At 70.5% G+C, this 26,417-nt stretch carries 20 protein-coding genes, 1 tRNA gene and 1 other RNA gene; 11 read left to right on the plus strand and 11 right to left on the minus strand.

Translation table 11 applies throughout. The features are described from left to right. Positions 1–270: 270 nt before the first annotated feature. Positions 271–3,258, minus strand: coding sequence for a bifunctional [glutamine synthetase] adenylyltransferase/[glutamine synthetase]-adenylyl-L-tyrosine phosphorylase (locus EDF46_RS02500; protein WP_123504687.1), 2,988 nt, complete (start codon positions 3,256–3,258; stop codon positions 271–273). Positions 3,259–3,283: 25 nt separating this feature from the next. Next, a complete protein-coding gene (locus EDF46_RS02505; RefSeq protein ID WP_123504688.1) occupies positions 3,284–4,621 on the minus strand; it encodes a glutamine synthetase family protein in 1,338 nt (445 codons plus the stop codon). Positions 4,622–4,679: 58 nt separating this feature from the next. Between EDF46_RS02505 and EDF46_RS02510 the strand changes: the two genes are divergently transcribed. After that, on the plus strand, positions 4,680–6,416 hold the full coding sequence (locus tag EDF46_RS02510) for an NAD+ synthase (protein WP_123504689.1): 1,737 nt from the start codon (positions 4,680–4,682) through the stop codon (positions 6,414–6,416). On the opposite strand, the gene EDF46_RS02515 is transcribed toward EDF46_RS02510, so the two are convergent. Beyond that, positions 6,413–6,586, minus strand: coding sequence for an SPOR domain-containing protein (locus tag EDF46_RS02515; protein ID WP_123504690.1), 174 nt, complete (start codon positions 6,584–6,586; stop codon positions 6,413–6,415). The genes EDF46_RS02510 and EDF46_RS02515 overlap by 4 nt on opposite strands. 10 nt (positions 6,587–6,596) lie before the next feature. Beyond that, complete coding sequence (locus tag EDF46_RS17940; protein ID WP_158614135.1) at positions 6,597–7,256, minus strand: hypothetical protein; 660 nt, start codon at positions 7,254–7,256, stop codon at positions 6,597–6,599. 177 nt (positions 7,257–7,433) lie between these two features. Between EDF46_RS17940 and map the strand changes: the two genes are divergently transcribed. Together map and ppgK are read left to right on the plus strand one after the other, a co-directional pair. After that, positions 7,434–8,297, plus strand: a complete 864-nt coding sequence (gene map, locus EDF46_RS02530) for a type I methionyl aminopeptidase (RefSeq protein WP_123504693.1) — start codon at positions 7,434–7,436, stop codon at positions 8,295–8,297. 22 nt (positions 8,298–8,319) lie between these two features. Then, complete coding sequence (ppgK, locus tag EDF46_RS02535) at positions 8,320–9,081, plus strand: polyphosphate--glucose phosphotransferase (RefSeq protein WP_123504694.1); 762 nt, start codon at positions 8,320–8,322, stop codon at positions 9,079–9,081. An 89-nt stretch (positions 9,082–9,170) separates the two neighbouring features. Here ppgK and rnpB read toward each other — a convergent pair. From rnpB to EDF46_RS02555, 4 genes are all read right to left on the minus strand, one after another. Then, an RNA gene (gene rnpB, locus EDF46_RS02540) (RNase P RNA component class A) lies at positions 9,171–9,569 on the minus strand. 25 nt (positions 9,570–9,594) lie between these two features. Further along, complete coding sequence (locus EDF46_RS02545; protein ID WP_148061123.1) at positions 9,595–10,335, minus strand: zinc ribbon domain-containing protein; 741 nt, start codon at positions 10,333–10,335, stop codon at positions 9,595–9,597. A gap of 40 nt (positions 10,336–10,375) precedes the next feature. After that, a complete protein-coding gene (locus tag EDF46_RS02550; protein WP_123504696.1) occupies positions 10,376–11,188 on the minus strand; it encodes a Nif3-like dinuclear metal center hexameric protein in 813 nt (270 codons plus the stop codon). A 41-nt stretch (positions 11,189–11,229) separates the two neighbouring features. Further along, complete coding sequence (locus tag EDF46_RS02555; protein WP_148061124.1) at positions 11,230–12,546, minus strand: hypothetical protein; 1,317 nt, start codon at positions 12,544–12,546, stop codon at positions 11,230–11,232. A gap of 194 nt (positions 12,547–12,740) precedes the next feature. Between EDF46_RS02555 and EDF46_RS02560 the strand changes: the two genes are divergently transcribed. After that, the gene (locus EDF46_RS02560) at positions 12,741–14,363 is read left to right on the plus strand and encodes a GH25 family lysozyme (RefSeq protein WP_158614136.1); all 1,623 of its coding nucleotides are present in this window, start codon (positions 12,741–12,743) and stop codon (positions 14,361–14,363) included. Positions 14,364–14,373: 10 nt separating this feature from the next. Here the strand turns inward: EDF46_RS02560 and EDF46_RS02565 are convergent, their stop codons facing one another. Continuing rightward, on the minus strand, positions 14,374–16,107 hold the full coding sequence (locus EDF46_RS02565) for a hypothetical protein (RefSeq protein ID WP_123504699.1): 1,734 nt from the start codon (positions 16,105–16,107) through the stop codon (positions 14,374–14,376). Between the two features lie 55 nt (positions 16,108–16,162). Then, a tRNA-Val gene (locus EDF46_RS02570) sits at positions 16,163–16,235 on the minus strand. Between the two features lie 96 nt (positions 16,236–16,331). Here EDF46_RS02570 and EDF46_RS02575 point away from each other — a divergent pair. After that, positions 16,332–17,657 carry an acyltransferase gene (locus EDF46_RS02575; protein ID WP_123504700.1) on the plus strand — a complete coding sequence of 442 codons (1,326 nt, stop codon included), beginning with the start codon at positions 16,332–16,334 and terminating at the stop codon, positions 17,655–17,657. 172 nt (positions 17,658–17,829) lie between these two features. Here the strand turns inward: EDF46_RS02575 and EDF46_RS02580 are convergent, their stop codons facing one another. After that, positions 17,830–18,303 carry a peroxiredoxin gene (locus tag EDF46_RS02580; protein WP_123504701.1) on the minus strand — a complete coding sequence of 158 codons (474 nt, stop codon included), beginning with the start codon at positions 18,301–18,303 and terminating at the stop codon, positions 17,830–17,832. A gap of 214 nt (positions 18,304–18,517) precedes the next feature. Between EDF46_RS02580 and aceE the strand changes: the two genes are divergently transcribed. The 6 genes from aceE to EDF46_RS02610 all read left to right on the plus strand — a co-directional run bounded on the left by aceE (position 18,518) and on the right by EDF46_RS02610 (position 26,299). Beyond that, a complete protein-coding gene (gene aceE, locus EDF46_RS02585; RefSeq protein ID WP_123504702.1) occupies positions 18,518–21,262 on the plus strand; it encodes a pyruvate dehydrogenase (acetyl-transferring), homodimeric type in 2,745 nt (914 codons plus the stop codon). Positions 21,263–21,269: 7 nt separating this feature from the next. After that, complete coding sequence (locus EDF46_RS02590) at positions 21,270–22,571, plus strand: CdaR family transcriptional regulator (RefSeq protein ID WP_123504703.1); 1,302 nt, start codon at positions 21,270–21,272, stop codon at positions 22,569–22,571. Between the two features lie 79 nt (positions 22,572–22,650). Next, positions 22,651–23,589 (plus strand): ACP S-malonyltransferase, encoded by a 939-nt coding sequence (locus EDF46_RS02595; protein ID WP_123504704.1) that lies wholly within the window; start codon positions 22,651–22,653, stop codon positions 23,587–23,589. Then, the gene (locus EDF46_RS02600) at positions 23,586–24,593 is read left to right on the plus strand and encodes a beta-ketoacyl-ACP synthase III (protein WP_123504705.1); all 1,008 of its coding nucleotides are present in this window, start codon (positions 23,586–23,588) and stop codon (positions 24,591–24,593) included. The genes EDF46_RS02595 and EDF46_RS02600 overlap by 4 nt, the downstream gene beginning before the upstream one ends. A gap of 135 nt (positions 24,594–24,728) precedes the next feature. After that, positions 24,729–24,977, plus strand: coding sequence for an acyl carrier protein (locus tag EDF46_RS02605; RefSeq protein ID WP_123504706.1), 249 nt, complete (start codon positions 24,729–24,731; stop codon positions 24,975–24,977). Positions 24,978–25,063: 86 nt separating this feature from the next. Further along, the gene (locus tag EDF46_RS02610) at positions 25,064–26,299 is read left to right on the plus strand and encodes a beta-ketoacyl synthase (RefSeq protein WP_123504707.1); all 1,236 of its coding nucleotides are present in this window, start codon (positions 25,064–25,066) and stop codon (positions 26,297–26,299) included. The last annotated feature ends 118 nt before the right edge of the window (positions 26,300–26,417 follow it).

The following is a 26,417-nucleotide window of genomic DNA, read 5'->3' on the forward strand; positions in this document are numbered from 1 at the left end:
CGAGCCATGCTCAGCATCGCGTGCAGGCCAGCAGGCGCTTGGGCGGGGGCCTCGTCTCGACAGCGGCTCCGCCATGACCCCCATTCGGTTGGCCCCCGTCGGCGGCACTCGTCCCGCCGATGATCGGGGGACACGCCCTCGTAACCTGGCCGTCACATTCTGCGGGGTACAACGCTCGATTCCGGGGTACAGCTCAAGTTTTTCGCCGGGCTGTCGCCGAGCAGCGCATCCCGGGCGTGTCGCAGAGACGCCCGGGCCTGCGGGAGCGTGTCAGACGCTCGGCTCAGGCGACTTCTCGAGCCCGTAGAAACCGGCCTCGAACACGTGGCGCGCACGACGGGTCACGGCGAGGTAGTCCTCTTCGAGCTGGCTGGCCGAGTTCGGCGGGTACTCCAGGAGGCGGGCGACGGCCTCGAGCTGGCGGCGGTCGGCCGGGAGGCTGTCGCTCGTGCGCCCCGTCCACAGCATGACCGCCGAGCGGGCCCGCGAGGCGATGACCCAGGCGTCGCGGAGCCGGTCGGCATCGCGCACCGTCACGAGCCCCGCCTCCACCGAGGCCGCGAGGGCGTCGAGCGTGGACGGCGTGCGGAGGCCTGGCGTGGTGGCGGCGTTCTGCAGCTGCAGCAGCTGCACGAACCACTCGACGTCGCTGAGCGAGCCGCGCCCGAGCTTGAGGTGACGGGTCGGGTCGGCCGCCTTGGGAAGGCGCTCCGACTCGACGCGGGCCTTGAGGCGCTTCACCTCGCGGACGTCCTGCTCGGACAGCCGCGCCGGGTACCGCACCGTGTCGGCGAGCGACTCGAAGTCGGCCAGCAGCCCGGCGTCGCCGACGGCGCCGCGCGCCCGCAGCAGCGCCTGGGCCTCCCACGTGAGCGCCCAACGGCCGTAGTAGGCGGCGTACGAGTCGAGGGAGCGCACGACGGGGCCGTTCTTGCCCTCGGGGCGGAGCCCGGCGTCGAGGTCGAGGGGCATCTGCGGGTCGCCGGTGCGGCGGTGGAGGTCGGCCACGATGGCCACCGCCCGCGCCTGAGCGGTCGTGTCGGCGGGGTCGAGGCTGCGGTAGACGTAGAGCACGTCGGCGTCGCTGCCGAACCCGAGTTCCTGCCCCCCGTAGCGGCCCAGGGCGATGACGGCGAACTCGAGACCGTCGGCCCGGCCGCCGCGGCGCGCCAGGTCGAGGGCTCCCCCGATGGCGGCCGTCATGATGTCCGACAGGCCGCGGCCGATCTCGTCGATGGAGATCACGCCGACGATGCCCCCGAGGGCCAGGCGCAGGATCTCGCGGCGCCGTGCCATCCGAAGCACCTGGGCGGCCTGGTCGTCGCCCTCGTGCCGTGCGACCGTCGCGTTCGCCTCGGCCCGGAGCTCGTCGAGGGTGCGCGGACGCAGGTCGTCGTCGGACTCCAGCCAGCCCGCAGCCTCCGGGATGCGCTCGAGGTGGTCGGCGACGAAGCGCGAGCTCGACAGCACGGTCGTGAGCCGCTGGGCGGCGCCCGACGAGTCGCGGAGCATGCGCAGGAACCAGTAGGTCTCACCCAGCCCGTCGCTCAGGCGGCGGAAGGCCAGCAGGCCGAGGTCGGGGTCGGTGCCGTCGGCGAACCACTGCAGCATGGCCGGGAGCAGATGCTGCTGGATGCTCGCGCGGCGCGAGACGCCAGCCGTCATCGCGGCGATGTGGGCGAGCGCGCCCTTGGGGTCGCGGAAGCCGATCGCCTGCAGGCGGGCGACGGCCGAGCCGGTGCTCAGCGAGAGCTCCTCCTCGGGGCGGCGGGCCACGGCTGACAGCAGCGGCCGGTAGAACAGGCGCTCGTGGAGCCGGCGCACCCGGCGGCGGATGCCGTGCCAGTGCTCGCGGAGCTCCTCGGCGCTCGGGGCGAGCCCGGTCGCCCGGGCCAGCACGCGCAGGGCGTCTTCACCGCGCGGCATCAGGTGGGTGCGGCGCATGCGCGACAGCTGGATCCGGTGCTCGAGCAGACGCAGCTCGCGGTAGTCGCGGTCGAACTCGGCCGCCTCGGCGCGGCCGACGTACCCCGCGATCGCCAGGGCGCCGAGCGCCCCGAGCGTGGAGCGCTGGCGGATGTCGGGGTCGCCCTGGCCGTGCACGAGCTGCAGCAGCTGGATCGTGAACTCGATGTCGCGGAGGCCCCCGGGCCCGAGCTTCAGCTGCACGTCGACCTCCGCGGGCGGGATGTGCGACAGCACACGCTCCCGCATCCGCTGCGTGGACTCGACGAAGTTCTCGGTCGAGGCCACGCGCCACACCATCGGCGCGAGCTTCTCGACGTACTCGCCGCCGAGGGCGAGGTCTCCGGCGATCGGACGGGCCTTCAGGAGGGCCTGGAACTCCCACGGCTTCGCCCAGCGCTCGTAGTAGGCGACGTGCGAGGCGAGCGTGCGCACCAGCGCGCCGTTCTTGCCCTCGGGGCGCAGGTTGGCGTCGACCTCCCAGAGCGGCTCCTCCGGCGCGAGGTCGGAGAGCGTGCGCGTCGTGTGCACGGCCAGCCGCGTCGCGATCTGCACGGCTCGCTCGGCGTCGAGGCCGTCGGCGGCGTCGGCGACGAAGATGACGTCGACGTCGCTGATGTAGTTCAGCTCGCGGGCGCCCGCCTTGCCCATGGCGATGATGGCCAGCCGTGTGCGTCCGATCTCGTGCTCGGGAAACGACACCTCACGGCGCGCGACATCGAGAGCCGCCTCGAGAGCGGCCCCCGCCAGGTCGGCCAGCGCGGCCGCCACGACGTCGAGGCCGGCGACCGGGTCGTAGAGCGACAGGTCGAACGCGGTCAGCGAGACCAGGTGCTCGCGGTAGGCCACGCGCAGGGCCGTCCGGGCGTCGTCGCCGGTCAGGCCGGCGACGGCCGCCAGGAGGTCGCGCTCGTAGTCGTCCTGGTGCGGGACCGTCCAGGTCTTGCGCAGCAGGCTCCGCAGCGAGGCGGGGCGCCGGCACAGGAAGTCGGCCAGCCCCTCCGAGGCGCCCAGCACGAGCATCAGCCGGTCGCCGGGGCGCTCCTCGCTCGCCGTCGGGCTCGGCAGGGATTCCGCGCGCAGGAACTCGCCCACCGCCTCCGGAGCCCGCTCGATCAGGCGGCTGAGTCTCTGCAGCCCGCCGTCGGGGTCGGGGCTCTGCGACAGCGCGCGCACGAACTCGGCGACCTGCGGCTCGACGTCGATGAGAGCGTCGAGCAGGTCGCGGCTCACCCGGAGGTCGGCGAACCCCGCCCGTGCCAGATCGGTGAGGGCGGTCGCAGATCGGGGCACGGGAGGTCTCGCAGGGGTGCGGCTGCTAGAGCATCTCGAGGTTGGAGCGGAGCTCGAACGGCGTCACCTGAGCTCGGTAGTCTTTCCACTCCTGGCGCTTGTTCTTGAGCACGTAGTTGAAGACGTGCTCGCCCAGCGTCTCAGCGACGAGCTCGCTGTCTTCCATGAGCGACAGGGCGTGGTCGAGGCTGGCGGGCAGCTGGTTGTAGCCCAGGGCGCGGCGCTCGGCGTCGGTGAGGCTCCACACGTTGTCCTCCGCCTCGGCGGGGAGCTCGTAGCCCTCCTCGATACCCTTGAGGCCGGCGGCCAGGAGCAGCGAGAAGGCGAGGTACGGGTTGGCCGCGGAGTCGATCGCGCGGTATTCGACCCGGCTCGACTGGCCCTTGTTGGGCTTGTACAGCGGAACGCGCACGAGGGCGGACCGGTTGTTGTGACCCCAGGTGACGAAGCTCGGAGCCTCGTCGCCGCCCCAGAGGCGCTTGTAGCTGTTCACGAACTGGTTCGTGACGGCGGTGATCTCGGGCGCGTGGCGCAGGAGCCCCGCGATGAACTGGCGGCCGATCTTCGACAGCTGGTACTCGGCGCCGGCCTCGTAGAACGCGTTGGCGTCGCCCTCGAAGAGCGAGAGGTGCGTGTGCATGCCGGAGCCCGGGTGGCCCTGGAGGGGCTTGGGCATGAAGGTCGCGTACACGCCCTGCTCGATCGCCACCTCCTTCACCACGGTGCGGAAGGTCATGATGTTGTCGGCCATCGTCAGCGCATCGGCGTACCGCAGGTCGATCTCGTTCTGGCCGGGGCCCGCCTCGTGGTGGCTGAACTCGACCGAGATGCCGAGGTCTTCGAGCATGCGGACCGAGCGGCGGCGGAAGTCGTGGGCGGTGCCGCCGGGGACGTTGTCGAAGTAGCCGGCCTGGTCAACGGGCTCGGGGCCCTCGGGGCCGACCTTCGACGACTTGAGCAGGTAGAACTCGACCTCGGGGTGCGTGTAGAACGTGAAGCCGCGGTCGCCGGCGCGGGCCAGCGTGCGCTTGAGGACGTTGCGCGGGTCGGACACGCCGGGCGCGCCGTCGGGCGTCGCGATGTCGCAGAACATCCGGGCGGTGGGGTCTTCGGTACCGCGCCACGGGAGGATCTGGAACGTGGTGGGGTCGGGGTGCACCAGCACGTCGGCCTCGTAGGAGCGGGTGAGGCCCTCGATGGCCGAGCCGTCGATGCCGACGCCCTCGGCGAATGCGCCCTCGACCTCGGCGGGCGCGATGGCCACCGATTTCAGGGTCCCGATCACGTCGGTGAACCAGAGTCGGATGAACTTGATGCCCCGCTCTTCGATGGTGCGAAGAACGAAGTCCGTCTGCTTGTCCATTCAGGCCTTTCTGCGTGTGCCGACCGGGCGGCGAAGCGCCATCAGTAGGCTAGTGGACATGCCCCGACTCCGCTTGGCGCTCGCTCAGACAAACCCCACCGTGGGCGATCTGGCGGGCAACGCAGACCAGATCGTCGCCGCCGCGAAAGCAGCCCGAGAGGCCGGCGCCGACCTCGTCGCCGCCGGCGAGATGAGCCTCACCGGCTATCCGATCGAGGACCTCGCCTCCCGCCCCAGCTTCCTCCAGGCCTCGCGTCACGCGGTCGAGAAGCTCGCGGAGCGTCTCGAGGCCGAGGGCCTCGGCGATCTCGCCGTGATCGTCGGGCACCCCGACGGGCCGTTCGAGCCGAGGCTGCTCGACACCTCCAACGCGCCGACCGCCATCGCGAAGAACTGCGCGAGCGTGCTGCAGGGCGGGCGTGTCGTGACCACCACGGCGAAGTACCACCTGCCCAACTACTCGGTCTTCGACGAGTACCGCGTCTTCATCCCTGGCGACGAGCTGCTCGTCGTGCGGGTCAAGGGCATCGACGTCGCGCTCATCATCTGCGAAGACCTCTGGCGCGACGGCGGCCCGGTCGCCCGCGTCATGGAGGCGGGCGCGGGCGTTCTGCTCGTCGTCAACGCCAGCCCGTGGATCGCCGACAAAGACGAGGTGCGCCTGCCCCTGGTCCAGCACCGCGCGACCGAGAACGACACGTTCGTCGCCTACGTGAACATCGTCGGAGGCCAGGACGACCTCCTGTTCGACGGCGACAGCGTCGTCGTCGACGGTGCCGGCACGATCGTGGCGCGGGCCCCGCAGTGGCGCGAGCACCTGCTCGTCGTCGACCTCGATCCCGAGCACTCGACCGGCCGCACCATGCCCGCCGGCATCCGTCGCGTCGACGTCGAGACCCCGGCCTTCGGCCAGCTCGAGCCCATCGCTCCCGACGTCGCCGAGCTGCCCGACGACCGCCAGCAGCTCTGGGACGGCCTGGTCACCGGCCTCCGCGACTACGTGCAGAAGAACGGCTTCACATCGGTCATCCTCGGACTCTCGGGTGGCATCGACTCGGCCGTCTGCGCCGCCATCGCGGCCGATGCGCTCGGCGGCGACCGGGTCTACGGCGTGTCCATGCCCTCGCAGTGGTCGTCCGACCACTCGCGCAGCGACGCCGACGATGTGGCCGAGCGCATCGGCGTGAAGTACTCGGTCGAGCCGATCAGAGACCTGGTCGAGCCGTTCGAGCGTCAACTGAAGCTGACGGGACTCGCCGCCGAGAACGTGCAGGCGCGGGCCCGGGCCCTCATCTTGATGGGGCTGTCCAACCTCGACGGCCACCTGGTGCTCACGACGGGAAACAAGACCGAGCTGTCGGTCGGCTACTCGACCATCTACGGCGACTCGGTCGGCGGGTTCGCTCCGATCAAGGACGTCCCGAAGACCATGGTCTGGGAGCTCGCCCGCTGGCGCAACGAGTTCGCCGAGGCGCAGGGCCTGCGCGGCCCGATCCCCGAGAACTCGATCACGAAGCCGCCGTCGGCCGAGCTGCGCCCCGGCCAGGTCGACCAGGACACCCTGCCGCCGTACGAGATCCTCGACGGGATCCTCGACGCGTACATCACGAAGGCGCTCGGTGCCGCCGACGTCGTGGCCCTCGGCTACGACGCCGAGGTGGTGGCCGAGGTGACCAAGCTCGTCGACCGCTCGGAGTGGAAGCGCCGCCAGGGCGCGATCGGGCCGAAGATCTCGGGCATGGCGTTCGGTCGCGACCGGCGCCTGCCGATCACGTACCGCCCGACCGTCCTCTAGCGGTCTTCGGCCTCTTCGGCGGCCCATCGGTCGCTGTTCGCCTTGATCTGGGCGAGGGCGTGCTCAGCTTCTTCGCGGGTCGCGTACGGGCCGGCGCGGTCGACGGCGGGAGACACCATGCCCTCCTCGACCTGGTGCGTCTTCGTGTTGAACCAGAATTCTTCAGCCATGAGCTGGAGCCTACTGCGGCACGCTCGCGCTCGACTGCAGGCCCGACTCCGTGATGATGCTTCCGACCACGACGAACGACGCCCGCGACCAGAGGCCCGTGTCGCTCGAGTCCTGGTCGATCGCCGGCGTCCCCCAGAGCACCTCGAGGCGGCCGTCGTCGGCGGTGATCTTGATGACGTGGGCGTTCGCCTGCTTCGCCGCGCCCAGATCGAAGGTGGTGACGAGCTTGAGGCTCGTTCCTGCGCTCTGGTAGATCGCGAGCTGCTCGGTCGAGGAGGTTCCCCCGGTGCACCAGAGGGGCGTGGCGATCAGGGTCGCGCTTCCGGGGCCGAACGTGCCGAGCGCGATGAGGTCCTGCTTGAGGCGGCCGCGCGCGTCGGTCACCCAGGGCAGGCCCACCTCCTGACCGGCCTGACCGGTGAACGCCGGCAGCCGGCCCGCCTCGAGGGTGCCGGCCGGGGCGGTGCACAGCGTAGGAACCGGCGCGCTGTCGAGCCACTGCACCATCTGGGCATCGGTGACCGCCGGCGAGGTCTTCGCCTTCGTGGACGGCGCCGACGTGACGGTGGGCAGGGGCGTGCTGCCGCCGCCGGGCGCGCCGGGGATCAGCGCGCATCCGGTCAGCGCGACGCACAGCGCCACGACCACGGAGGCCGTCGCCGTTCGCATCGGAGAGATCGGGAAGGACATTCGGGTGTCGCATTCTTCTCACGTCGGCTCAGCGAAAAAGTCGACAGATATTCAGTTAGCCGGAGCTTAGACGGGTTCCCCGCTGAGCGACAGTGGACAGCCTTGATGCGTCCCTGCGGTCACCCGCCGCACGGCCGAGACCCTAAGCTGGATCGCATGCCCCGGGATTCACGCGGTCACCTGACCCCCGGCCGGATCTCGCCGCAGCGTCCGGTCCCGCCGTCGATCGACCGTCCCGAGTACGTCGGCCACGCCGAGCCCCACGAGACCGGTCTGGGCGACCTCTACTCCCCCGACGAGATCGAGGCCATCCGCCGCAGCAGCCGCATCGCCGCCGACGCCATCACGGCCGTCGGCGAGGCGATCCGCCCCGGAGTCACGACCGACGAGCTCGACCGCGTCGGCCACGACTACGTCGTCTCGCACGGGGCGTACCCGTCCACGCTCGGCTACCGCGGCTACCCCAAGTCGGTCTGCACGTCGGTCAACGAGGTCATCTGCCACGGCATCCCCGACGACACCGTCCTGGAGGACGGCGACCTGATCAACATCGACATCACGGCCTACCTCGACGGCATGCACGGCGACACGAACCGCACCTTCGTCGTCGGGGAGGGCACCCCGGAGGTCGTCGACCTCGTCGAGCGCACCCGCCTCGCCCTCGAGCGCGGCATCAAGGCCGTCGCGCCGGGTCGCGAGGTCAATGTCGTCGGCCGCGCCATCGAGATGTACGCCAAGCGCTTCGGCTACGGCGTCGTCCGCGACTACACCGGGCACGGCGTCGGCCGGGCGTTCCACTCGGGGCTGATCATCCCTCACTACGACGCTCCGCAGTTCGACGACGTCATGGAGGTCGGCATGGTCTTCACGATCGAGCCGATGCTGACCCTCGGCGGCATCGACGCCGACATCTGGGGCGACGACTGGACCGTCGCGACCCGCGACCACTCGCTCACCGCGCAGTTCGAGCACACGCTCGTCGTCACCGAGCGCGGCGCAGAAGTTCTCACCACCTATTAGCGTTCAAACGAGAGGCACGACCGTGGCAAACAAGGCTGTGGGCATCGACATCGGCGGCACCGGCATCAAGGGCGCGATCGTCGACGTCGAGACCGGCGAGCTGGTCACCGACCGCATCAAGAAGTCGACCCCGAAGGGCGGCGAGCCCGACGACATCGTCGGCGTCGTCAAGGAGATCCTCGACGAGCTGGGCGACGATGCGAGAGACCTGCACGTCGGCGTCTGCTTCCCGGCGGCGATCATGGACGGCAAGACGCTGTCGGCTGCGAACGTGTCGAAGAAGTGGATCGACTTCGAGGCCGAGAAGCTCTTCGAGAGCACGCTCGGTCGCGCTATCCACTTCGTGAACGACGCCGATGCGGCCGGCTACGCCGAAGCGCGCTACGGCGCCGCGAAGGGCGTCGACGGCCTCGTCATCATGACGACGCTGGGCACGGGCATCGGCACGGCGCTGATCAACGACGGCGTGCTGATCGTGAACGCCGAGCTCGGCCACCTCGAGATCGACGGCAAGGACTACGAGACGAAGGCGTCGTTCGCCGCCAAGGAGCGCGACGAGCTGTCGTGGAAGCACTGGGCCAAGCGCCTGCAGAAGTACTACTCGCGCCTCGAGGCGCTGCTGTACCCGAAGCTGATCGTCGTCGGCGGCGGAGTGTCGAAGCAGTACCACGAGTTCCTGCCCCTGCTCAGCCTGCGGGCCGAGATCGTGCCGGCGAAGCTGCGCAACAACGCGGGCATCATGGGTGCCGCCGCTCTGGCCGCGGAGTCGCAGCCGGAGTTCTGATCGCTCGAAGGGACTTATCTCCCAGAGAGACTGATTTCCCAGGGAGACTGATCTCCCAGGGAGACTGATCTCCCAGAGAGATCCGGGGGCGAATGGGCCGGCTGCTACGCCGGGTTCTGTCTTGCCGTGCAGCGCCTCTCGGCGCTGCACGGCATGGACGGTCATCTATCTCGGCGCTACGTTGCCGCAGCGCTCCAGCGGTCTACCCGAGAACTCGGCGAGCCGCCTGAATCGTTCTCTGTCTGACCTTGCTCCGGGCGAGGTTTACCGAGCCGGCCGGTCACCCGAACCGCTGGTGGTCTCTTACACCACCGTTTCACCCTTACCCCGGCGACCTCCGAAGAGGTGCGCCGTGGCGGTCTGCTTTCTGTTGCACTGTCTCGCGGGTTGCCCCGGGTGGGTGTTACCCACCGCCCTGCTCTGTGGAGCCCGGACGTTCCTCGGCGCCGCACCCGGAGGTGAGGCGACGCGACCGTCTTGCCGACCCATTCGCGTCACCCAGTCTAGAGGGGTTCAGATGCCCGACTCGTCGGTGCGCACCAGGATCGCCTCGCTGTCGGGGCAGAGCACGACGTCGTCAGGGGCGGCGGCGCGCACCATGGCCAGGTCGCTGCCGGTCAGCTCCACACCGCTCGCGCTCGACACGCGGGCGCGCAGGTGCGAGGCGCCGACTCCGTAGCGCTCGCGCTGGCGTTCGTAAAGGGCCAGGAGGTCCGCAGGAACTCGGCCCGCGAGCGTCGCACGATCGGCCGTGGCCTGCACGCGCTCGCCCTCCACGACCTCGAGCGACGCATCGCGCGCAGCCTCGAGTGCGGCGCGGGCAGCACCGAGCTCGTCGAGCTCGCCCCGCGTGCCGGCGACGACGCCGTTCGCCCCTTCGAGCCGCTCCATGACCTCGAGCTCCGTGTCTTCGAGGTCGCTCTTGCGGCCGGCGAGGGCGGCGAGCTCCTGCTCGAGGGCCTGGATGTCTTTCTGCGACGAGGAGGTCTGCAGGCGCGCGTTGTCGCGCTCGACGCGGGCGTCGACGACGGCGACGTCGGACTCGACGCGGGTCAGCTCGCGCTGGGCCGCCTCCGAGACGGCCTCCTCGGAGGTGAGGCGGACCCGCAGGGACGCGACCTGCTTCTCGATGTCGGCCAGCTTCGCGTTCTCGGGAAGGGCGCGAGCGCGGTGCGCGAGCTGCTGCAGAGACGTGTCGAGTCGCTGCAGGTCGAGCAGGAGGGCCTGGTCGGCGGGGCTGGCTGTCAATGGCATGGGGTTCTCACTCGGATCGTGTGTCGAAAAAGGGGGCGGGTCAGCGGACGACCGCGAAGTCCCAGGGGTCGGTGCGGAGCTCGCTCACGGTGATCTCGACGCCGGGCAGCTCGGCGCGGAGCTCGACGGCCGCCTGCTCGAGCCACAGCCACTCGCTCGCCCAGTGCGAGATGTCGATGAGGGCGGGGCCTCGGCCGAGCAGCATGCGGTCGCGGGCGTCGGAGGCGGGGTGGTGGCGCAGGTCGCTCGTGATGTACACGTCGGAGGCGACGACCGACGGGTCGTCGAGGAGGGAGTCGCCGGCCCCTCCGCAGAGGGCGATCGTCTCGACCACGCGGTCGTGGTCGCCGGCGACGCGGACTCCCCCGGCCGTCGGCGGGAGGAAGTCCGAGAGGGCGCGCGCGAGGGCCATGAGGGTGATCGGCTGCGCGGCGCGACCGACGATCCCGATGCCCGTGTCAGGCGTACTCGCCTCGATGGGACGCTGTCCGGTCAGCCCGAGGCGCGAGGCGATGGCGCGAGATGTGCCCGTGACGACCACGTCGGCGTTCGTGTGGGCCGCCAGGAGGGCGCAGGATCCCCGGATCAGCCGAGCGATCACGGCGCCCTTCGTCGTCGACTCCGCCACCGTCGTCACACCGCGGAACAGCAGCGGGTGGTGCACGAGCAGCAGGTCGGCCCCGAGCTCGACGGCCTCGTCGGCGGTGTCGAGCACGGCGTCGACGGCGAGGTGGATGCGCCGGACCTCCGAAGCGGGATCGCCGACGGCGAGCCCCGGGGAGTCCCAGGAGGAGGCGCCGCTGAGGGGCCAGAGGCGTTCGACGGCTGCGCCGACGGCATCGAGTGTGACCACGCCTCCCAGCGTAGTCTGCGCGGACCTCGCGCCCAGGACGCCTACGACGCCAGCGCGGATTCGCTCGTGCGGTCCACGACGACGACCACGACGAACGCGAGCACCAGGGCCGCGACGCAGCCGGCGACGACCGACAGGAGCGTGTCGACGCCCTGCACGTTCGCGAGCGAGAGCAGGTATCCCTGCCACGCGAACTCGGGTGCGGGCGAGGTGACGAGGCCCTCGCCGACGGCCGTGCCGAGGACGAGCCCCGCGACCAGCGCGGCGCCGGTGCGGCCGGTCGCCGCCCCCGAGGAGCGGAGACGGAGAGCCTGACGGCCCGCGACGATGCCGAGCCAGGCGGCGGCGAGGACGGAGACCGCCGCCAGGGCGCCGGACACCGCGAGGGGTGCTCCGACGGCGGTGGTGACGATGCCGGCGATCACGACCAGCGCCGCGAGGACGGAGAGGGCGAGAATCGCCGTGCGCGTCAGCGTGAGCGACGACGGGGCGGGCTTCGCGGCGGCCCGAGAGGCCGGGGCTGCCTCGCCGGGGGTGTCGAGCAGCTCCTCGTCCGAGATGCGTGCGCGCTCGACGTGCGCGTTAGTGCTCACCGCGGGGTCGGGCACCGTGCCGGCGGGGATGATCGGGGACGACTCGACAACCGGCAGGACGCGCTCGGGCACGAGGGCCTCGCCGGTCGGGGCCTGGTCGATCGTGATGAGCACGGGCGGCGGGGACTGCACGATCGAGATGACGGTGGGGCCGGTCTGGATCGGGATGACGCCTGTGAAGTGCAGTCGGGTCCGCTCCAGCTCTTCGAGTGCCTCGTCGGTGCCGATCCGCTGGATCTGCGCCTCCCACTCGGCGAAGCGGCGCGCCTCGGCGAGTCGGAGCTTCATCTGAGCCTGCACGATGCCGATGAGGTCGATGGTCGCGGTGTCGGTGGTGTGGCGCTCGACCAGGGGCACGAGGACGTCGTCGTCGAGGGACCCGCGCTGAGGCGGAATCGGGTATCCGCGCTCCTCGTCGGTCAGCCCGTCGTCGATCGGCTCGGGGACATCGCCGGGAGCGTACGGAACGGTCTCTTCGGGGAACGCCTCGTCGGGCGTGGTCTCGTCGGGCTCGGTCTCGCTGGGCCTGGTCTCGCTGGGCCTGGTCTCGTCGGGCTCGGGCGCGACCGGAGTCGCCGGCGCGGCGTCGTACGCGGACCGCGGCGACCGGGGCACCGTGTCTTCGATGAAGGCGGGATCGTCGTCCGCACGGACGATCGGGACGCCGTCGGCGGGAGTGTAGATCGCGTGTCGGATCGGGTGCTCGTCAGCGTCCATGATGGCCGTCACCGTCCCCGCCACACTCGATTCCCGCTGGTACTTCATGGCGGAATGATATGTGCTCCCTGCCGCCGTCGGCGGGGGGACGCGCCGGGGAGCGGGTTAACCCGCTCGGCTCCGGCGTCAGGCGGTGGCGCGAGGGACTGCCTCGGGCAGGTCATCCTGCAGACGGGTGGGAACGGAGTGATCCGCGACGTACGCTGAAGACGACCATCGCACCAACGGGGGGGAATCGCTCCATGCACCGTTCCATTCGTCGCGTCGCCATCGTCGGCCTCGCGAGTCTCGTCGTGTCCGGGTTCGTCGCCGTCGCGGGGGTCGCGCCGGCCGATGCCGCCACCACCGCACCGACCGGCATCCGCGGCTTCGACGTCAGCCAGTACCAGGGTGCGATCTCGGACGCCAAGTGGTCGTCGCTCTACAACGGCGCGTACAAGGCGCGGTTCGTGTACATCAAGGCCAGCGGCGGCGTCAAGGTCGTCAACGACAACTTCGCTGCGCAGTGGAACGGCTCTCTTAAGGCCGGCTACGTCCGCGGCGCCTATCACCTTGCCGCCCCGAATGTGGGGACCGCCTCGACGAACGCCGGCCGCGCCGTGCAGCAGGCCGACTACTTCAACTCGCAGAGGTCGAAGACGCCGCAGGGGGCGCTCTGGTCTCCCGGCGGATCGACTCTGCCGCCGATGCTCGACCTCGAGGTCAACACGAAGGCCCAGCAGCCGGACATCGGTGCCTGCTATGACATGTCGCAGTCGGAGATGCGATCGTGGATCTCCGCCTTCTCGGCTCAGGTCGCCAAGAACACGACCCGCATCCCAGTCATCTACACCAACGCCGACTTCTGGGCCAGGTGCGTCGGCAGCTCGACCACCAGCTTCACCGCGAACCCGCTGTTCTTCGCGAAGTACACGTCGAACGCCGCCGCGGGCCCCGGAGCGGTCCCGAAGAACTGGGCGGCGTGGTCCCTCTGGCAGTACTCCGACAAGGAATCGCCCTTCCCCGGCGACCAGGACGCCTACAACGGCACGATGACGTCGCTCCGCCTGCTGGCCGACCCGACGTACCAGTTCACCAACACCCCGACGACGCGCCTCCACGACTACAACGCCGACGGCAAGACCGACATCCTGGCGATCACGTCGACCGGCACGCTGTACAACTACCGGGGTGACGGCAAGGGCGCCTTCCTCTCCCCCGCCAACGTGTCGCTCGGCACCGGCATGAACTCGTACAACGCGTTCGCCGCCGTAGGCAAGGCGACGTCGAGCGGCAACCCGGGCCTCTACGCGCGCGGCACCTCGGGCTCGCTGTACTACTTCCCCGTCAGTCCGAAGGGCTCGCTCGGCACGCGCGTGACCGCGGCGTCGGGCTGGTCGACCATGACGAAGATCGCGTCGGCGGGTGACTTCAACGGCGACGGCTACGCCGACATCACCGCGGTCGACAAGGTCGGCGTGCTGTGGCTCTACCTCGGTGACAAGACCGGGAGGTTCAGCGGCCGCGTGCAGCTGGCCTCCGGCTGGAACTCCAAGAACCTGGTCGTCGGCGGCTCCGACTTCAACGGCGACGGGTACTCCGACCTGCTGGCTCGCGACTCGTCGGGCGGCCTCGCCCTCTACACGCACATTCCGACCGTCGCCGGCCTCGTCAAGACGACCGTGCCCCAGACCGGCTGGAGCAACTACACGAAGATCTTCACGCCCGGCGACTTCACCGGCGACGGAAATGCCGATCTGATGGCCATCGGCAAGTCGGGCCAGATGTACGTCTTCCCGGGAAATGGCAGCGTAGAGACCCCGTTCGACGGCCGCAAGGCCGTCGGCACGACGACGAGCTGGGGCTCGCGCACGTTCATCGGCTGACCCCGACGGCTCAGGGCCTCGCCCACAGCGAGTTGTCGTAGCGGGCGTCGTTGGCGATGAGCCTCCAGCCGGCGGCTATGCCCGCCGGCCAGTTCCTGCGCGTGATGACGAGGTCGGTCGTCGGCATCGCGTCGCCGGTGTCGATGACCGGCACGACGGTCGGCGCGAGGAAGAACTGGTACGCGTTCTGGCTGATCGCGGTGTCGGTGTTGGGGCGAAGAGGATTCCGCCGGACGTCGAACGAGACGGTGGCGCCGGGCTCCTCCTCGACGCGCGGCGCCAGCACGAACGCGCTCGCGTAAGAGGAGTAGGCGGGCACGACGGTGCGCGCCTGGCCGACGATCGACCCCGCGAGGGCGAGAGCGACTGCGGCGATCAGCATCCAGGTCGGGCCGCGCGGGATCCTTCGGAGCACGAGCAGCAGAGCGAGGGCCGCTGCGGCGACGAGCGAGGCCTGCACCGCGGGCACAGTGACCTCGCGGCCGTGGTGCCAGGTGAACGGCGACAGTCCGAGCACGTTCATGGCGTTCCAGCCGGCCCGGGTCTCGCGCGCGGCGGGCACGGCGGCGGCCGCGAGCAGGCAGTAGGCCGCGGCGGCGGCGATCAGGGACGCGAGGACCAGGGCCGAGTTCCTGAACCGGTGCCGGGGTCTCAGCCGCACGAGCTGCACGAGCCCCAGGAGGGCGACCAGGTCGGTCGCCGGCTGCAGGTACCGGCCGTAGACGAACAGGTCGAGGCGCTCGCTCCGGCCGACGGCGTGGCTCACGTAGGTGACGCCGATGGCGACGAGGCCCAGGAACGCGACCGCGCCCCACGACGCCCACCCGAACCGGCGCGCCCGCACCTCGGCGACCACGGCCCGCACGCCGAGCAGCACGCCCGGGATCGCCAGGCCCGCCGTCGCCACCAGCGCGTACCAGGCCTGGCCGCTGCCGCCGAGCGCCGTCGGGCCGGCTTCGCTGCCGAGCAGGCGGGCGATCCCCGTCGACTCGCGGGCCGTCGATCCGTAGACCGTGAGCTCGAGATGGCGGTAGACGGCGTAGCCCGCCCCTGCGACGAGCAGGGCGGGGAGGGCGAGGGCGGCGGCGGCACGCCGGTCCTTGCGGCAGAGGAGGAGGGCTGCCCAGACGAGAGTGGCCGCGACAAGCGGCGCCAGGCGGCCGTGGGTGACGAACGCGGCGCCGGCAAGGGCACCGGCGGCCGCGAACCAGCGGCGGTCGCCGGTCTTTGCGGCGGCGACGACGGCGAGGGCGGTCGCGGCGACGAGGAGGCCGGCGAAGCTCTCGGCGAGGGCGAATCCCGCCAGGAGGGCGTGCGCCGGAAGGGCGACGACGGCGCACGCGGCGAGGAGCGACTGCCCGGTCGTGAGACCGAGGCGTCGGCCGAGGAGCGCGAGCACGGGGATCGTCGCGACCTGCGACAGCGCCGAGAGCACGACCGCGCCCTGGTACATCGCCAGCGGGTCGCGGAACGCCCACCACAGCGGCACCAGCACGAACGACCAGCCCGGGTAGTACGAGCCGGCGTCGAGCTGGAGGTGCGGCCCCCCGGCCAGCGCGATGGCGTTGGCGAGGTAGCCGATCTCGTCGCCGAAGAACACCGGCGAGCTGCGCGTCGCCCCGAGGAACAGCAGGAGCGCGACCGTCACCGTCACGGCCGACACGGCCGCCGTCGTCTCGAGGCGCAGTCGACGTCGGCGCGGCGCGGCGGCCTCCGCCGGCGTGCTGCTCTCGACGGTGGTCACGTGCGGCACCCTAGCGGGTGCGGGTGGCGGGGCGTGGCACTGACGGGTGCGGGGGTGGGCCCTACCGGGCTCGAACCGATGACATCCACGGTGTAAACGTGGCGCTCTACCAACTGAGCTAAAGGCCCGCAGCACTCCGTCGGGAGCGCGCGCAGGGTCCATGGTAGCCAAGACCGGCCGAGAGGATGATGCGCTTTCGGGGCGCGGCGGGTTAGCGTGCCGTCATGAACGCTGCTGCTCAGGGTTCGCGCGGGGGCGGCGCGGATCTGTCGGGTCGAGACCTCACTGTCGACCTCGCCCGGGTCGCCTGCGTGCTCCTCGTCGTCGTCATCCACGTGCTGATGGTCGGCGTGGGCGTCGATGCGTCGGGCGCAATCGTCACCACCAGGCCCCTCGAGGGCGAGTCGTGGTTCGACGCGGCCACCTGGTTCGGGCAGATCATGCCGCTGTTCTTCGTGGTCGGCGGGTTCGCCAGCGCCACGGCGTGGGCGTCGACGAGACGCCGCGGCGGCGACGCCGGCGACTACGTCCGCGGACGACTGCAGCGCCTGGGACGCCCGGCGGCGGGGATCTACGTGTTCCTGGCGGTCGGCCTCGTCGTGGCGACCGCGCTCGGCGTCGACGCCGGGGTCCTCGACGAGACGGCCGCAGGCATCGGCTCCCCGCTCTGGTTCCTCGCCGCCTACGGCATCACGCAGCTGTTCGTGCCCGCGATGGCGCATCTTCAGGCGACACGCCCGGTCGTCACGCTCATCGTCCTGTTCGTCGGCGGTTTCGCGGTCGACGTCGTCCGCTACCAGACCCACGTGACGAACATCGGGCTGCTCAACCTTGTCTTCGTGTGGCTCTTCGCGCAGCAGCTCGGCTTCGCCTACGCGGCGGGCTGGCTGGAGCGCGCCCGGCCGGTCGTCCTCATCGTCGTGGCGGCGGCTGCGTACCTCGCGATGCTCCCCCTCACCGGATCGCACCGCTGGTCGGCCAACATGCTCGTCGACCTGAACCCGCCGATGACGCCGCTCATGCTGCTGGCCGTCGCTCAGCTCTGCCTGCTGCGGCTGCTCCGCCCGGCTCTGGCGCGGCTCATGCAGACGAAGGCGGCGCGGGCCGTCGTCTTTCTGGTCGGCAGCCGCGGCATGACCGTCTACCTGTGGCACCTGCCGCTGCTGATCATCGTCAACGGCGCCCTGCTCGTGGTCGGCGCGCCCTTCCCCGACCCGGGATCGAGGGTCTGGTGGCTGACCCGCATCCCGATGTACCTCGCGGTCATCGGCCTGGCCTTCGCCGTCTCGCTGGTGGTCGGCCGGCTCGAGAAGCCGCCGGCGGCGCTGCCAGCGGGGCGTCGGGGTCCTGCGGCGTGGGTCATCGCGGTGGCGGCCGTCCTGCTGATCGCCCCGCCGTTCGCCGTCATGCTCGACGGCCTCGACCTGAGGCTGGCCGTCATCGGCGCGCTCGCCCTGCCGCTCGGACTCTGGCTGCTCGGGCGTGGGCGACCGGGCGCGGACGCGCCGGCGAGGCCGAGCGAGGCGGTCGTCAGCGAGTTCCTGCGCTAGAACCGCTCTGCTCGCAAGGACGCTCGAGGGGGTCGTCCTTGTGAGGGGGCGCAGGAACTCCGCGTTTCCTCGTGGGGCTCGCACTCACGGGGCGAGATCCTCGCGAAGCGCGCCCTCGTCCTTAGGTAAGGATGACGCTCAGTTCAGGAAGCGGCTCAGTTCAGGAAGAGGCTCAGACGCCCACGGGCACGAGCGCGTCGAGCGCAGCCCGGTAGTCGGCCATGTCGCGCGCCTGGCCCGGCGCGGTGACGAAGTGCTCCTGGATCACGCCGTCGATGTCGATCAGGAACGTCGCACGGTTGGCGAAGCCCTTGTGCTCGAGGAAGACGCCGTACTCCTTCGCGACCTCGCCGTGCGGCCAGAAGTCGGCGAGAAGCGTGAAGTCGTAGCCTTCGGTCTCGGCGAACGATCGGAGCGTCGCCTTCGAGTCGACGGAGATGCCGATGAGCTCGATCCGGTGGTCTTTGAAGAGGGCGATGTTGTCGCGGAGCTGGCACAGCTCGGTGGTGCAGGTGCTCGAGAAGGCGAGCGGGAAGAACACGAGGGCGACGGGCTTGACGCCGCGGAAGTCGGCCAGACGGACGTGCTCGCCGTACTGGTTCGGCAGGTCGAAGTCGGGAGCCCGGACGTCGTTCTCCAGAGCCATGCTGTGTTGTCCTCTCAGATCGTGGCTCGCAGAGGTGGCGCGAGGCACGGCTGGCAATGCTACGCCTGCGCACCGGGAATGCAAGGACTGCGACTGAGAGGCGCTCCCTGCCGGAGTCAGTAGAGTGTTGTCGTCGGGCCCGACCCGTCCCCACCCCCGGACGATGATGTGCTCGACACGACTGTGTCTGCCTACAAAACGAACGAGGTCAAGGGTGTCGGTAAACGATCAGGATCCGTATTCGGTCGACGATTTCGACAGGGATCCCGAAGAGACCGCGGAGTGGAGAGAGTCGCTCGACGCCCTCGTCGCGACTCACGGCCACGAGCGCGCTCGCGAGATCATGCTCAGTCTCCTGTCGCGGTCGCGCGATCTGCACGTCAACGTGCCGATGGTGCCGACCACCGACTACATCAACACGATCGCCCCCGAGAACGAGCCCCAGTTCCCGGGCGACGAAGACCTCGAGCGCCGCTACCGCAAGTGGATCCGCTGGAACGCGGCCATCACCGTGCACCGCGCGCAGCGACCCGGCATCTCGGTCGGCGGCCACATCTCGACCTACGCCTCGTCGGCCGCTCTCTACGAGGTCGGCTACAACCACTTCTTCCGTGCGCAGGGCGCTCCCGGCGGCGGCGACCAGATCTTCTTCCAGGGCCACGCCTCCCCCGGCATGTACGCCCGGTCCTTCCTCGAGGGCCGCCTCGACGAGCACGCGCTCGACGGATTCCGCCAGGAGAAGTCGCACGGCGTCGACGGCCTGTCGTCGTACCCGCACCCGCGGCTCATGCCCGACTACTGGCAGTTCCCGACCGTGTCGATGGGCCTCGGACCGATCAACGCGATCTACCAGGCGCAGCAGGCCAAGTACCTCACCAACCGCGGCATCAAGGACGCCTCCGACCAGCAGGTCTGGGCGTTTCTTGGCGACGGCGAGCTCGACGAGGTCGAGAGCCGCGGCCAGCTCCAGGTGGCGGCCAACGACGGCCTCGACAACCTGAACTTTGTCATCAACTGCAACCTGCAGCGCCTCGACGGCCCGGTCCGCGGCAACGGCAAGATCATCCAGGAGCTCGAGAGCTTCTTCCGCGGAGCCGGCTGGAACGTCATCAAGGTCGTCTGGGGTCGCGAGTGGGACGAACTGCTGTCCCGCGACGACGACGGCGCGCTCGTCAACCTGATGAACCGCACCCCCGACGGCGACTACCAGACGTACAAGGCCGAGTCGGGCGCCTACGTGCGCGAGAACTTCTTCGGCCGCGACCCGCGCACCCTCGAGCTCGTGAAGAACTACTCCGACGACGACGTGTGGAACCTCAAGCGCGGCGGCCACGACTACCGCAAGGTCTACGCGGCCTACAAGGCGGCGGTCGAGCACAAGGGCCAGCCCACGGTCATCCTGGCGAAGACGGTCAAGGGCTACGGCCTGGGCCCGTCGTTCGAGGGCCGCAACGCGACCCACCAGATGAAGAAGCTGACCCTCGACAACCTCAAGAAGTTCCGCGACGAGATGAGCATCCCCATCACCGACGCGACTCTCGATGAGAACCCGTACCTGCCGCCGTACTACCACCCCGGTCAGAACGACGAGGCGATCGAGTACCTCCAGGCGCGCCGTCGCGAGCTCGGCGGGTACATCCCCGAGCGCCGATCGAAGTTCACGCAGATCCCCGTGCCCGACGAGGCCGCCTACGGCGTCGTCAAGAAGGGCTCGGGAAAGCAGGAGGTCGCCACGACCATGGCGTTCGCGCGCCTCCTGAAAGACCTGCTGCGCGCACCCGACTTCGGCCACCGCATTGTCCCGATCATCCCCGACGAGGCGCGCACGTTCGGCATGGACGCGTACTTCCCGACCTCGAAGATCTACAACCCCAAGGGCCAGACCTACACGTCGGTCGACCGCGAGCAGCTCCTGGCCTACAAGGAGAGCCCGCAGGGCCAGATCATCCACGTCGGGATCAACGAGGCCGGCGCCTTCGCGGCCTTCACCGCTGCGGGCACCAGCTACTCGACGCAGGGCGAGCCGCTGATCCCGGTCTACGTCTTCTACTCGATGTTCGGCTTCCAGCGCACCGGCGACGCCATGTGGGCCGCGGGCGACCAGATGGCACGCGGCTTCATCATCGGCGCCACCGCCGGCCGCACCACGCTCACCGGCGAGGGCCTGCAGCACGCCGACGGACACTCGCACCTGCTCTCCTCGACCAACCCGGCCGTCGTCAGCTACGACCCGGCGTACGGCTATGAGATCGGCCAGATCGTCAAGGCCGGAGTCGAGCGCATGTACGGCACCGACGACCAGGGCAACGCGAGCCACCCCGACCCCAACGTCATGTACTACATCACGGTGTACAACGAGCCGATGCAGCAGCCTGTGGAGCCCGAGGGCGTCGACGTCGAGGGCATCGTCAAGGGCATCCACCGCATCTCCGAGGCGCAGAACCTGGGGCCGCGCGCGCAGCTCCTCGCCTCGGGCGTCGGCGTCCCGTGGGCGCTCGAGGCGCAGCAGCTCCTGGCCGAGGACTGGAACGTCGCGGCCGACGTCTGGAGCGTCACGAGCTGGACCGAGCTGCGCCGCGACGGCCTCGCCGCCGACGAGCACAACTTCCTCTACCCGAACGACGAGCCGAAGGTCCCGTACCTGACGCAGAAGCTGCAGGGTGCCGAGGGGCCGGTCGTCGCGGTCTCCGACTTCATGCACGCCGTCCAGGACCAGATCCGCCAGTTCGTCCCGAGCGACTACTACACGCTCGGCGCCGACGGCTTCGGGTTCTCCGACACGCGTCCGGCCGCCCGACGCTTCTTCAAGATCGACGGCCCGTCGATGGTGGTCCGCACGCTGCAGGCCCTCGCCAAGCGCGGCGAGGTCGACCCGAGCGTCGTGCAGCAGGCCATCGACCGCTACCAGCTGCACGAGGTGACGGCCGGGACCTCGGGGTCGGCCGGCGGGGAGAGCTGATCCGGTCGTGAGCGCCCCGCGCACTCAAGACCCGGCGGCCAAGAAGAAGACGCTGGCGTGGCTTCGGGCCGTCTCGGGCGAGTTCGCCACCGCGACGATCAAGAAGCTCGACGAGACGCTGCCCTGGTACGGCTCCATGCCACCAGGGCGGCGCTCGGCCGTGGGCCTCGTCGCCCAGGCCGGAATCTCGTCGTTCATCAGCTGGTTCGAAGACCCCAAGGCGACGCCGTGGATCGCGGCGGACGTGTTCGGAGCGGCTCCTCGCGAGCTGCTCCGGAGCGTCAGCCTCCAGCAGACCCTGCAGCTGATCCGCGTCACCTGCGAGGTGGTCGAAGACCGCGTGCAAGACCGCGACAGCTACCTCCGCGAGGCGATCCTGCTCTACTCGCGCGAGATCGCATTCGCCGCGGCCGACGTGTACGCCCGCGCCGCCGAAGCGCGCGGCCTGTGGGACGCCAGGCTCGAGGCCCTGGTCGTCGACTCGATCCTCTCGGGCGAGTACGACGACGAGCTGCCGTCGCGCATCGCGGCCCTCGGCTGGCACGGCCACGGCGAGGTCGCCGTGCTCGTGGGCACGGCCCCGCGCATGCTCGACGTCGACGTGCTGCGCCGCACCGCCCGGCACCTCGACGCCGACGTGCTCATCGGCGTTCAGGGGTCGCGGCTGGTCCTCGTGATCGGCCGCGCCGAGTCCGACGCCGAAGACGAGCTCAGCACGACGGCCGCCGACGGTGGTCATCCGGCAGGACGAGTCGCCTCGTCTCCGATCACCGCCGCGCCGGCGACCGCCAAGCTGCATCCGTCGTTCACCGAGATCGCGCAGGCACTCGAGCCCGGCTTCGGCGACGGGCCGCTCGTCCTCGGCCACGAGGTGCCCGGGCTCGTCGACGCGTCCGGCAGCGCCAAGGCCGCCCTCGCCGGATTCGCCGTGGCGCGTGCCTGGCGCAACGCACCCCGCCCGGCTCAGGCCGACGACCTCCTGCCGGAACGCGCCCTTGCCGGCGATCCCGTCGCCCGGACCACGCTCGTGAACCGCATCTACCGGCCGCTCAAGACGCATTCGTCCGAGCTGCTGACCACGCTCTGGTGCTACCTCGACAACGGCCGCTCCCTCGAGGCGACGGCCCGAGAGCTCTTCGTCCACCCCAACACGGTGAGGTACCGCCTCAAGCGCGTGACCGACGTGATCGGGTGGGACGCCACCGGCGCCCGCGAGGCGCTGATCCTGCAGGCCGCCCTGATCCTGGGCTCGATCGCCGATCCCGACACCCCGACGCGTCGAAATAAGCGCGGAGGCGCCGCCAAGTGAGCGACTCATACAACGCTCGGCCGGATTCTTGGTCGAGTCGCCACAGGGCCGTGGCTCGATTGGTTGGCAGGATGGTCCGGTGATCGTTCTCGTAGCTCCCGGCCAGGGATCGCAGACCCCCGGCTTCCTCACTCCCTGGATCGACGACCCCGCGGCGCGTGCCCAGCTCGAAGAGCTGTCGGACGCATCGGGTGTCGACCTCGTCGCGCACGGCACCTCGTCTGACGCCGACACGATCCGCGACACCGCGGTTGCACAGCCGCTCATCGTGGCCGCCGGCCTCGTGACGGCCCGCGCGCTGTTCGATCGCGTCGACCGCTCCGCCGTCACCGGAGTCGCCGGCCACTCGGTGGGCGAGCTCACCGCCGCCGCTCTCGCCGGCGTGGTGTCGGAGGCCGACGCGGTCTCCCTCGTCACCGTCCGGGCGTCCGGCATGGCGGACGCTGCGGCCGCGGAGCCCACCGGAATGAGCGCCGTCCTCGGCGGCGACGAGACCGAGGTCCTGCCGAAGCTCGCCGAGCTGGGCCTCGAGCCCGCCAACTTCAACGGCGGCGGCCAGATCGTCGTGGCCGGTGCGCTCGACGCCCTCGCCCGCCTGGCCGAGGAGCCTCCGGCCAAGGCCCGCGTCATCGCCCTCCAGGTGGCCGGCGCCTTCCACACCCGCTACATGGGCTCGGCCGTCGACCCCCTGCGCACGGCCGCAGCCGCCATCGCCACGTCCGACCCGACGACGCGCCTCTGGACCAACTTCGACGGGTCCGAGATCGCCGACGGCCGCCGGTTCGTCGACCTGCTCGTCGACCAGGTCGCCTCGCCCGTCCGCTGGGACCGCACGATGGAGTCGTTCACCGCCGCCGGCGTGACCGGGCTCATCGAGCTGGCCCCCGCCGGAGCCCTCGTCGGCCTCGCCAAGCGCGGTCTGAAGAGCCCGTCGGGCGAGAAGCTTCCGACCGTCGCCATCAAGACCCCCGACGACCTCCAGGCCGCCGTCGACCTCCTGCAGGGAGCAGCCTCATGACCCCGATCCTCCTCCAGAACCCCACCCGCGAGTTCACGCGCATCTACTCGTTCGGCGCCGCGCGCGGCGACGTGGTGGTGCCTAACGCCGACATCATCGAGCCGATCAACTCGTCTGACGAGTGGATCCGCCAGCGCACCGGCGTCATCACCCGCATGCGCGCCAGCCGCGACGTCGAGGCCATCGACCTCGCCGAGACCGCGTCGCGCGAGGCCATCGAGAAGGCCGGCATCGACCCGTCGCGGATCGGCGCCGTGCTCGTCGCCACGATCAGCAACACCGTGCCGACCCCGTCGATGGCCGCGCTCCTCGCCGAGCGCGTCGGGGCCAACCCCGCCGCGGCCTACGACATCAGCGCCGCCTGCGCCGGGTACGCCTACGGAATCGCCCAGGCCGACGCCCTCATCAAGTCGGGTATCGCCGAGTACGTCCTCGTCGTCGGCGCCGAGAAGCTCAGCGACATCATCGAGCCGACCGACCGCTCCATCTCGTTCCTCCTCGCCGACGGCGCGGGCGCGGCGATCGTCGGCCCCAGCGACACCCCCGGCATCTCGCCCACCGTGTGGGGCTCCGACGGGTCGAAGTGGGACACCATCGGCATGACCGCCACGACCCGCGCCTACCGCGAGGGAGCCGGCGACATCGCCTGGCCGACCATCCGCCAGGAGGGCCAGACGGTCTTCCGCTGGGCCGTATGGGAGATGGCAAAGGCCGCAAAGCTCGCCCTCGAGAAGGCCGGCATCCAGGCCGCCGATCTCGCCGCCTTCGTGCCGCACCAGGCCAACATGCGCATCATCGACGAGTTCGCGAAGCAGCTCGGCCTGCCCGACACGGTCGTGATCGGGCGCGACATCGAGACCACCGGCAACACCTCGGCGGCGAGCATCCCGCTCGCCACGCACCGCCTGCTCGCGGAGCACCCGGAGCTCTCGGGCGGACTCGCGCTCCAGATCGGGTTCGGGGCCGGCCTGGTGTTCGGGGCCCAGGTGGTCGTGCTGCCGTAGGGGCCCGAGTTCCTGCGCCCTCGAAGCCGAGCGGAGCCCTTCGAAAACCACCGGTCCAGCGTGCCGTGCACCCGCGCTGACACCGTGCAATAGGATTTACCCCGGTCACAACGACACCTCAAGGAGAGAACAACAATGGCACAGTCCACCGAAGAAGTCCTGGCCGGCCTGGCCGAGCTCATCAACGACGAGACCGGTATCGCCACCGACACCGTCGAGATGGACAAGTCGTTCACCGACGACCTCGACATCGACTCGATCTCGATGATGACGATCGTCGTCAACGCCGAAGAGAAGTTCGACGTCAAGATCCCCGACGACGAGGTCAAGAACCTCAAGACCGTCGGCGACGCCGTGACCTTCATCACCAAGGCTCAGGGCTAATCGTCCCGCAGCTCGGCCCGCGTCGTCTCGGCGCGGGCCGAGCGCTGTTTCCGGGGCCTGACGCCCCGATCGTTTAGGAGACCATTGTGACCAAGAAGATCGTCGTCACCGGCATCGGTGCGACCACCCCCCTCGGCGGAACGTTCGCCGACACCTGGACCGCGCTGCTCGCTAAAGAGAGCGGCATCCGCACCGTCGACGAGCCGTGGGTCGAGACGTACGACCTCCCCATCCGCTTCGCGGGCAGCGTCAAGGTCTCGCCCGACGAGGTGCTGACCCGTCAAGAGACGAAGCGCCTCGACCCCTCCAGCCAGTACGCGCTCATCGCTGCGCGCGAGGCCTGGGCGGACGCAGGATCACCCGAGGTCGTGCCCGAGCGCTTCCTGGTCGACTGGGCCACCGGCATCGGGGGCATCTGGACCCTGACGGACGGCATGGACACCCTCCGCGAGAAGGGCGCCCGCCGCGTCCTCCCGATGACGATCCCCATGCTCATGCCGAACGGCCCGGCCGCCGCCGTCTCGATGGCGCTGGGTGCCCGTGCCGGTGCCCGGACCGTCGTGTCGGCCTGCGCCTCCAGCACCGAGTCGATCGCCAACGCCTACGACCACCTGCAGAACGGCGATGCCGACATCGTCATCGCCGGCGGGTCGGAGGCCTCGATCCACCCGCTCCCCCTCGCCGCCTTCGCGGCGATGCACGCTCTCTCCTCGCGCAGCGACGACCCGGCCACTGCATCGCGCCCGTACGACGTCACCCGCGACGGCTTCGTCCTGGGCGCAGGCGGTGCCGCCCTGGTCATCGAGACCGAGGAGCACGCCCTCGCCCGCGGTGCCCGGATCTACGCCGAGCTGCTCGGCGGCGCCGTCACCAGCGACGCCTTCCACATCACCGCTCCCGACCCGGAGGGCACCGGTGGTGCCCGCGCTGTGATCAACGCCCTGGAGCGCGCCGGAGTGGAGCGCACCGACGTCGCGCACATCAACGCGCACGCGACCTCGACGCCCGTCGGCGACATCGCCGAGATCCGCGCCCTCGAGCGCGTGTTCGGCGACCACCTCGGCAGCATCGCGATCTCGGCCACCAAGTCGTCGACCGGTCACCTGCTCGGCGGTGCCGGGGCGATCGAGGCCGCGTTCACGGTCAAGGCCCTCGCCGAGAAGACTCTGCCGCCGACGATCAACACGACCCAGATGGACGACAGCATCCACATCGACCTCGTCACCGAGCCCCGCCCCATCGGCGACGAGCCGATCGTGGCGATCTCGACGTCGTTCGGGTTCGGCGGGCACAACGCGGTCGTCGCCCTCAGGTCCGTCTGAGCGGCGGCCGCCTGCGGCGCCGGACCTTCGACAGGCTCCGGTCGTCCGGCGTCTCCGGTGACCACCACCGCCGTCTGAGCGGCGGCCGCCTGCGGCCGATCCGTGGTCTGGCGGACGC

The organism is Frondihabitans sp. PhB188 (assembly GCF_003752365.1).
Lineage (GTDB): Bacteria > Actinomycetota > Actinomycetes > Actinomycetales > Microbacteriaceae > Frondihabitans.

Coding starts and splice junctions, on each gene's coding strand:
- EDF46_RS02555 (WP_148061124.1), bottom strand. CDS start 12,546: ATGAAGTACCAGCGGGAATCGAGTGTGGCGGGGACGGTGACGGCCATC.
- EDF46_RS02580 (WP_123504701.1), bottom strand. CDS start 18,303: ATGGCTCTGGAGAACGACGTCCGGGCTCCCGACTTCGACCTGCCGAAC.
- EDF46_RS02515 (WP_123504690.1), bottom strand. CDS start 6,586: ATGGCTGAAGAATTCTGGTTCAACACGAAGACGCACCAGGTCGAGGAG.
- map (WP_123504693.1), top strand. CDS start 7,434: ATGCCCCGGGATTCACGCGGTCACCTGACCCCCGGCCGGATCTCGCCG.
- EDF46_RS17940 (WP_158614135.1), bottom strand. CDS start 7,256: ATGCGAACGGCGACGGCCTCCGTGGTCGTGGCGCTGTGCGTCGCGCTG.
- EDF46_RS02560 (WP_158614136.1), top strand. CDS start 12,741: ATGCACCGTTCCATTCGTCGCGTCGCCATCGTCGGCCTCGCGAGTCTC.
- EDF46_RS02505 (WP_123504688.1), bottom strand. CDS start 4,621: ATGGACAAGCAGACGGACTTCGTTCTTCGCACCATCGAAGAGCGGGGC.
- EDF46_RS02605 (WP_123504706.1), top strand. CDS start 24,729: ATGGCACAGTCCACCGAAGAAGTCCTGGCCGGCCTGGCCGAGCTCATC.
- EDF46_RS02600 (WP_123504705.1), top strand. CDS start 23,586: ATGACCCCGATCCTCCTCCAGAACCCCACCCGCGAGTTCACGCGCATC.
- EDF46_RS02575 (WP_123504700.1), top strand. CDS start 16,332: ATGAACGCTGCTGCTCAGGGTTCGCGCGGGGGCGGCGCGGATCTGTCG.
- EDF46_RS02510 (WP_123504689.1), top strand. CDS start 4,680: ATGCCCCGACTCCGCTTGGCGCTCGCTCAGACAAACCCCACCGTGGGC.
- EDF46_RS02545 (WP_148061123.1), bottom strand. CDS start 10,335: ATGCCATTGACAGCCAGCCCCGCCGACCAGGCCCTCCTGCTCGACCTG.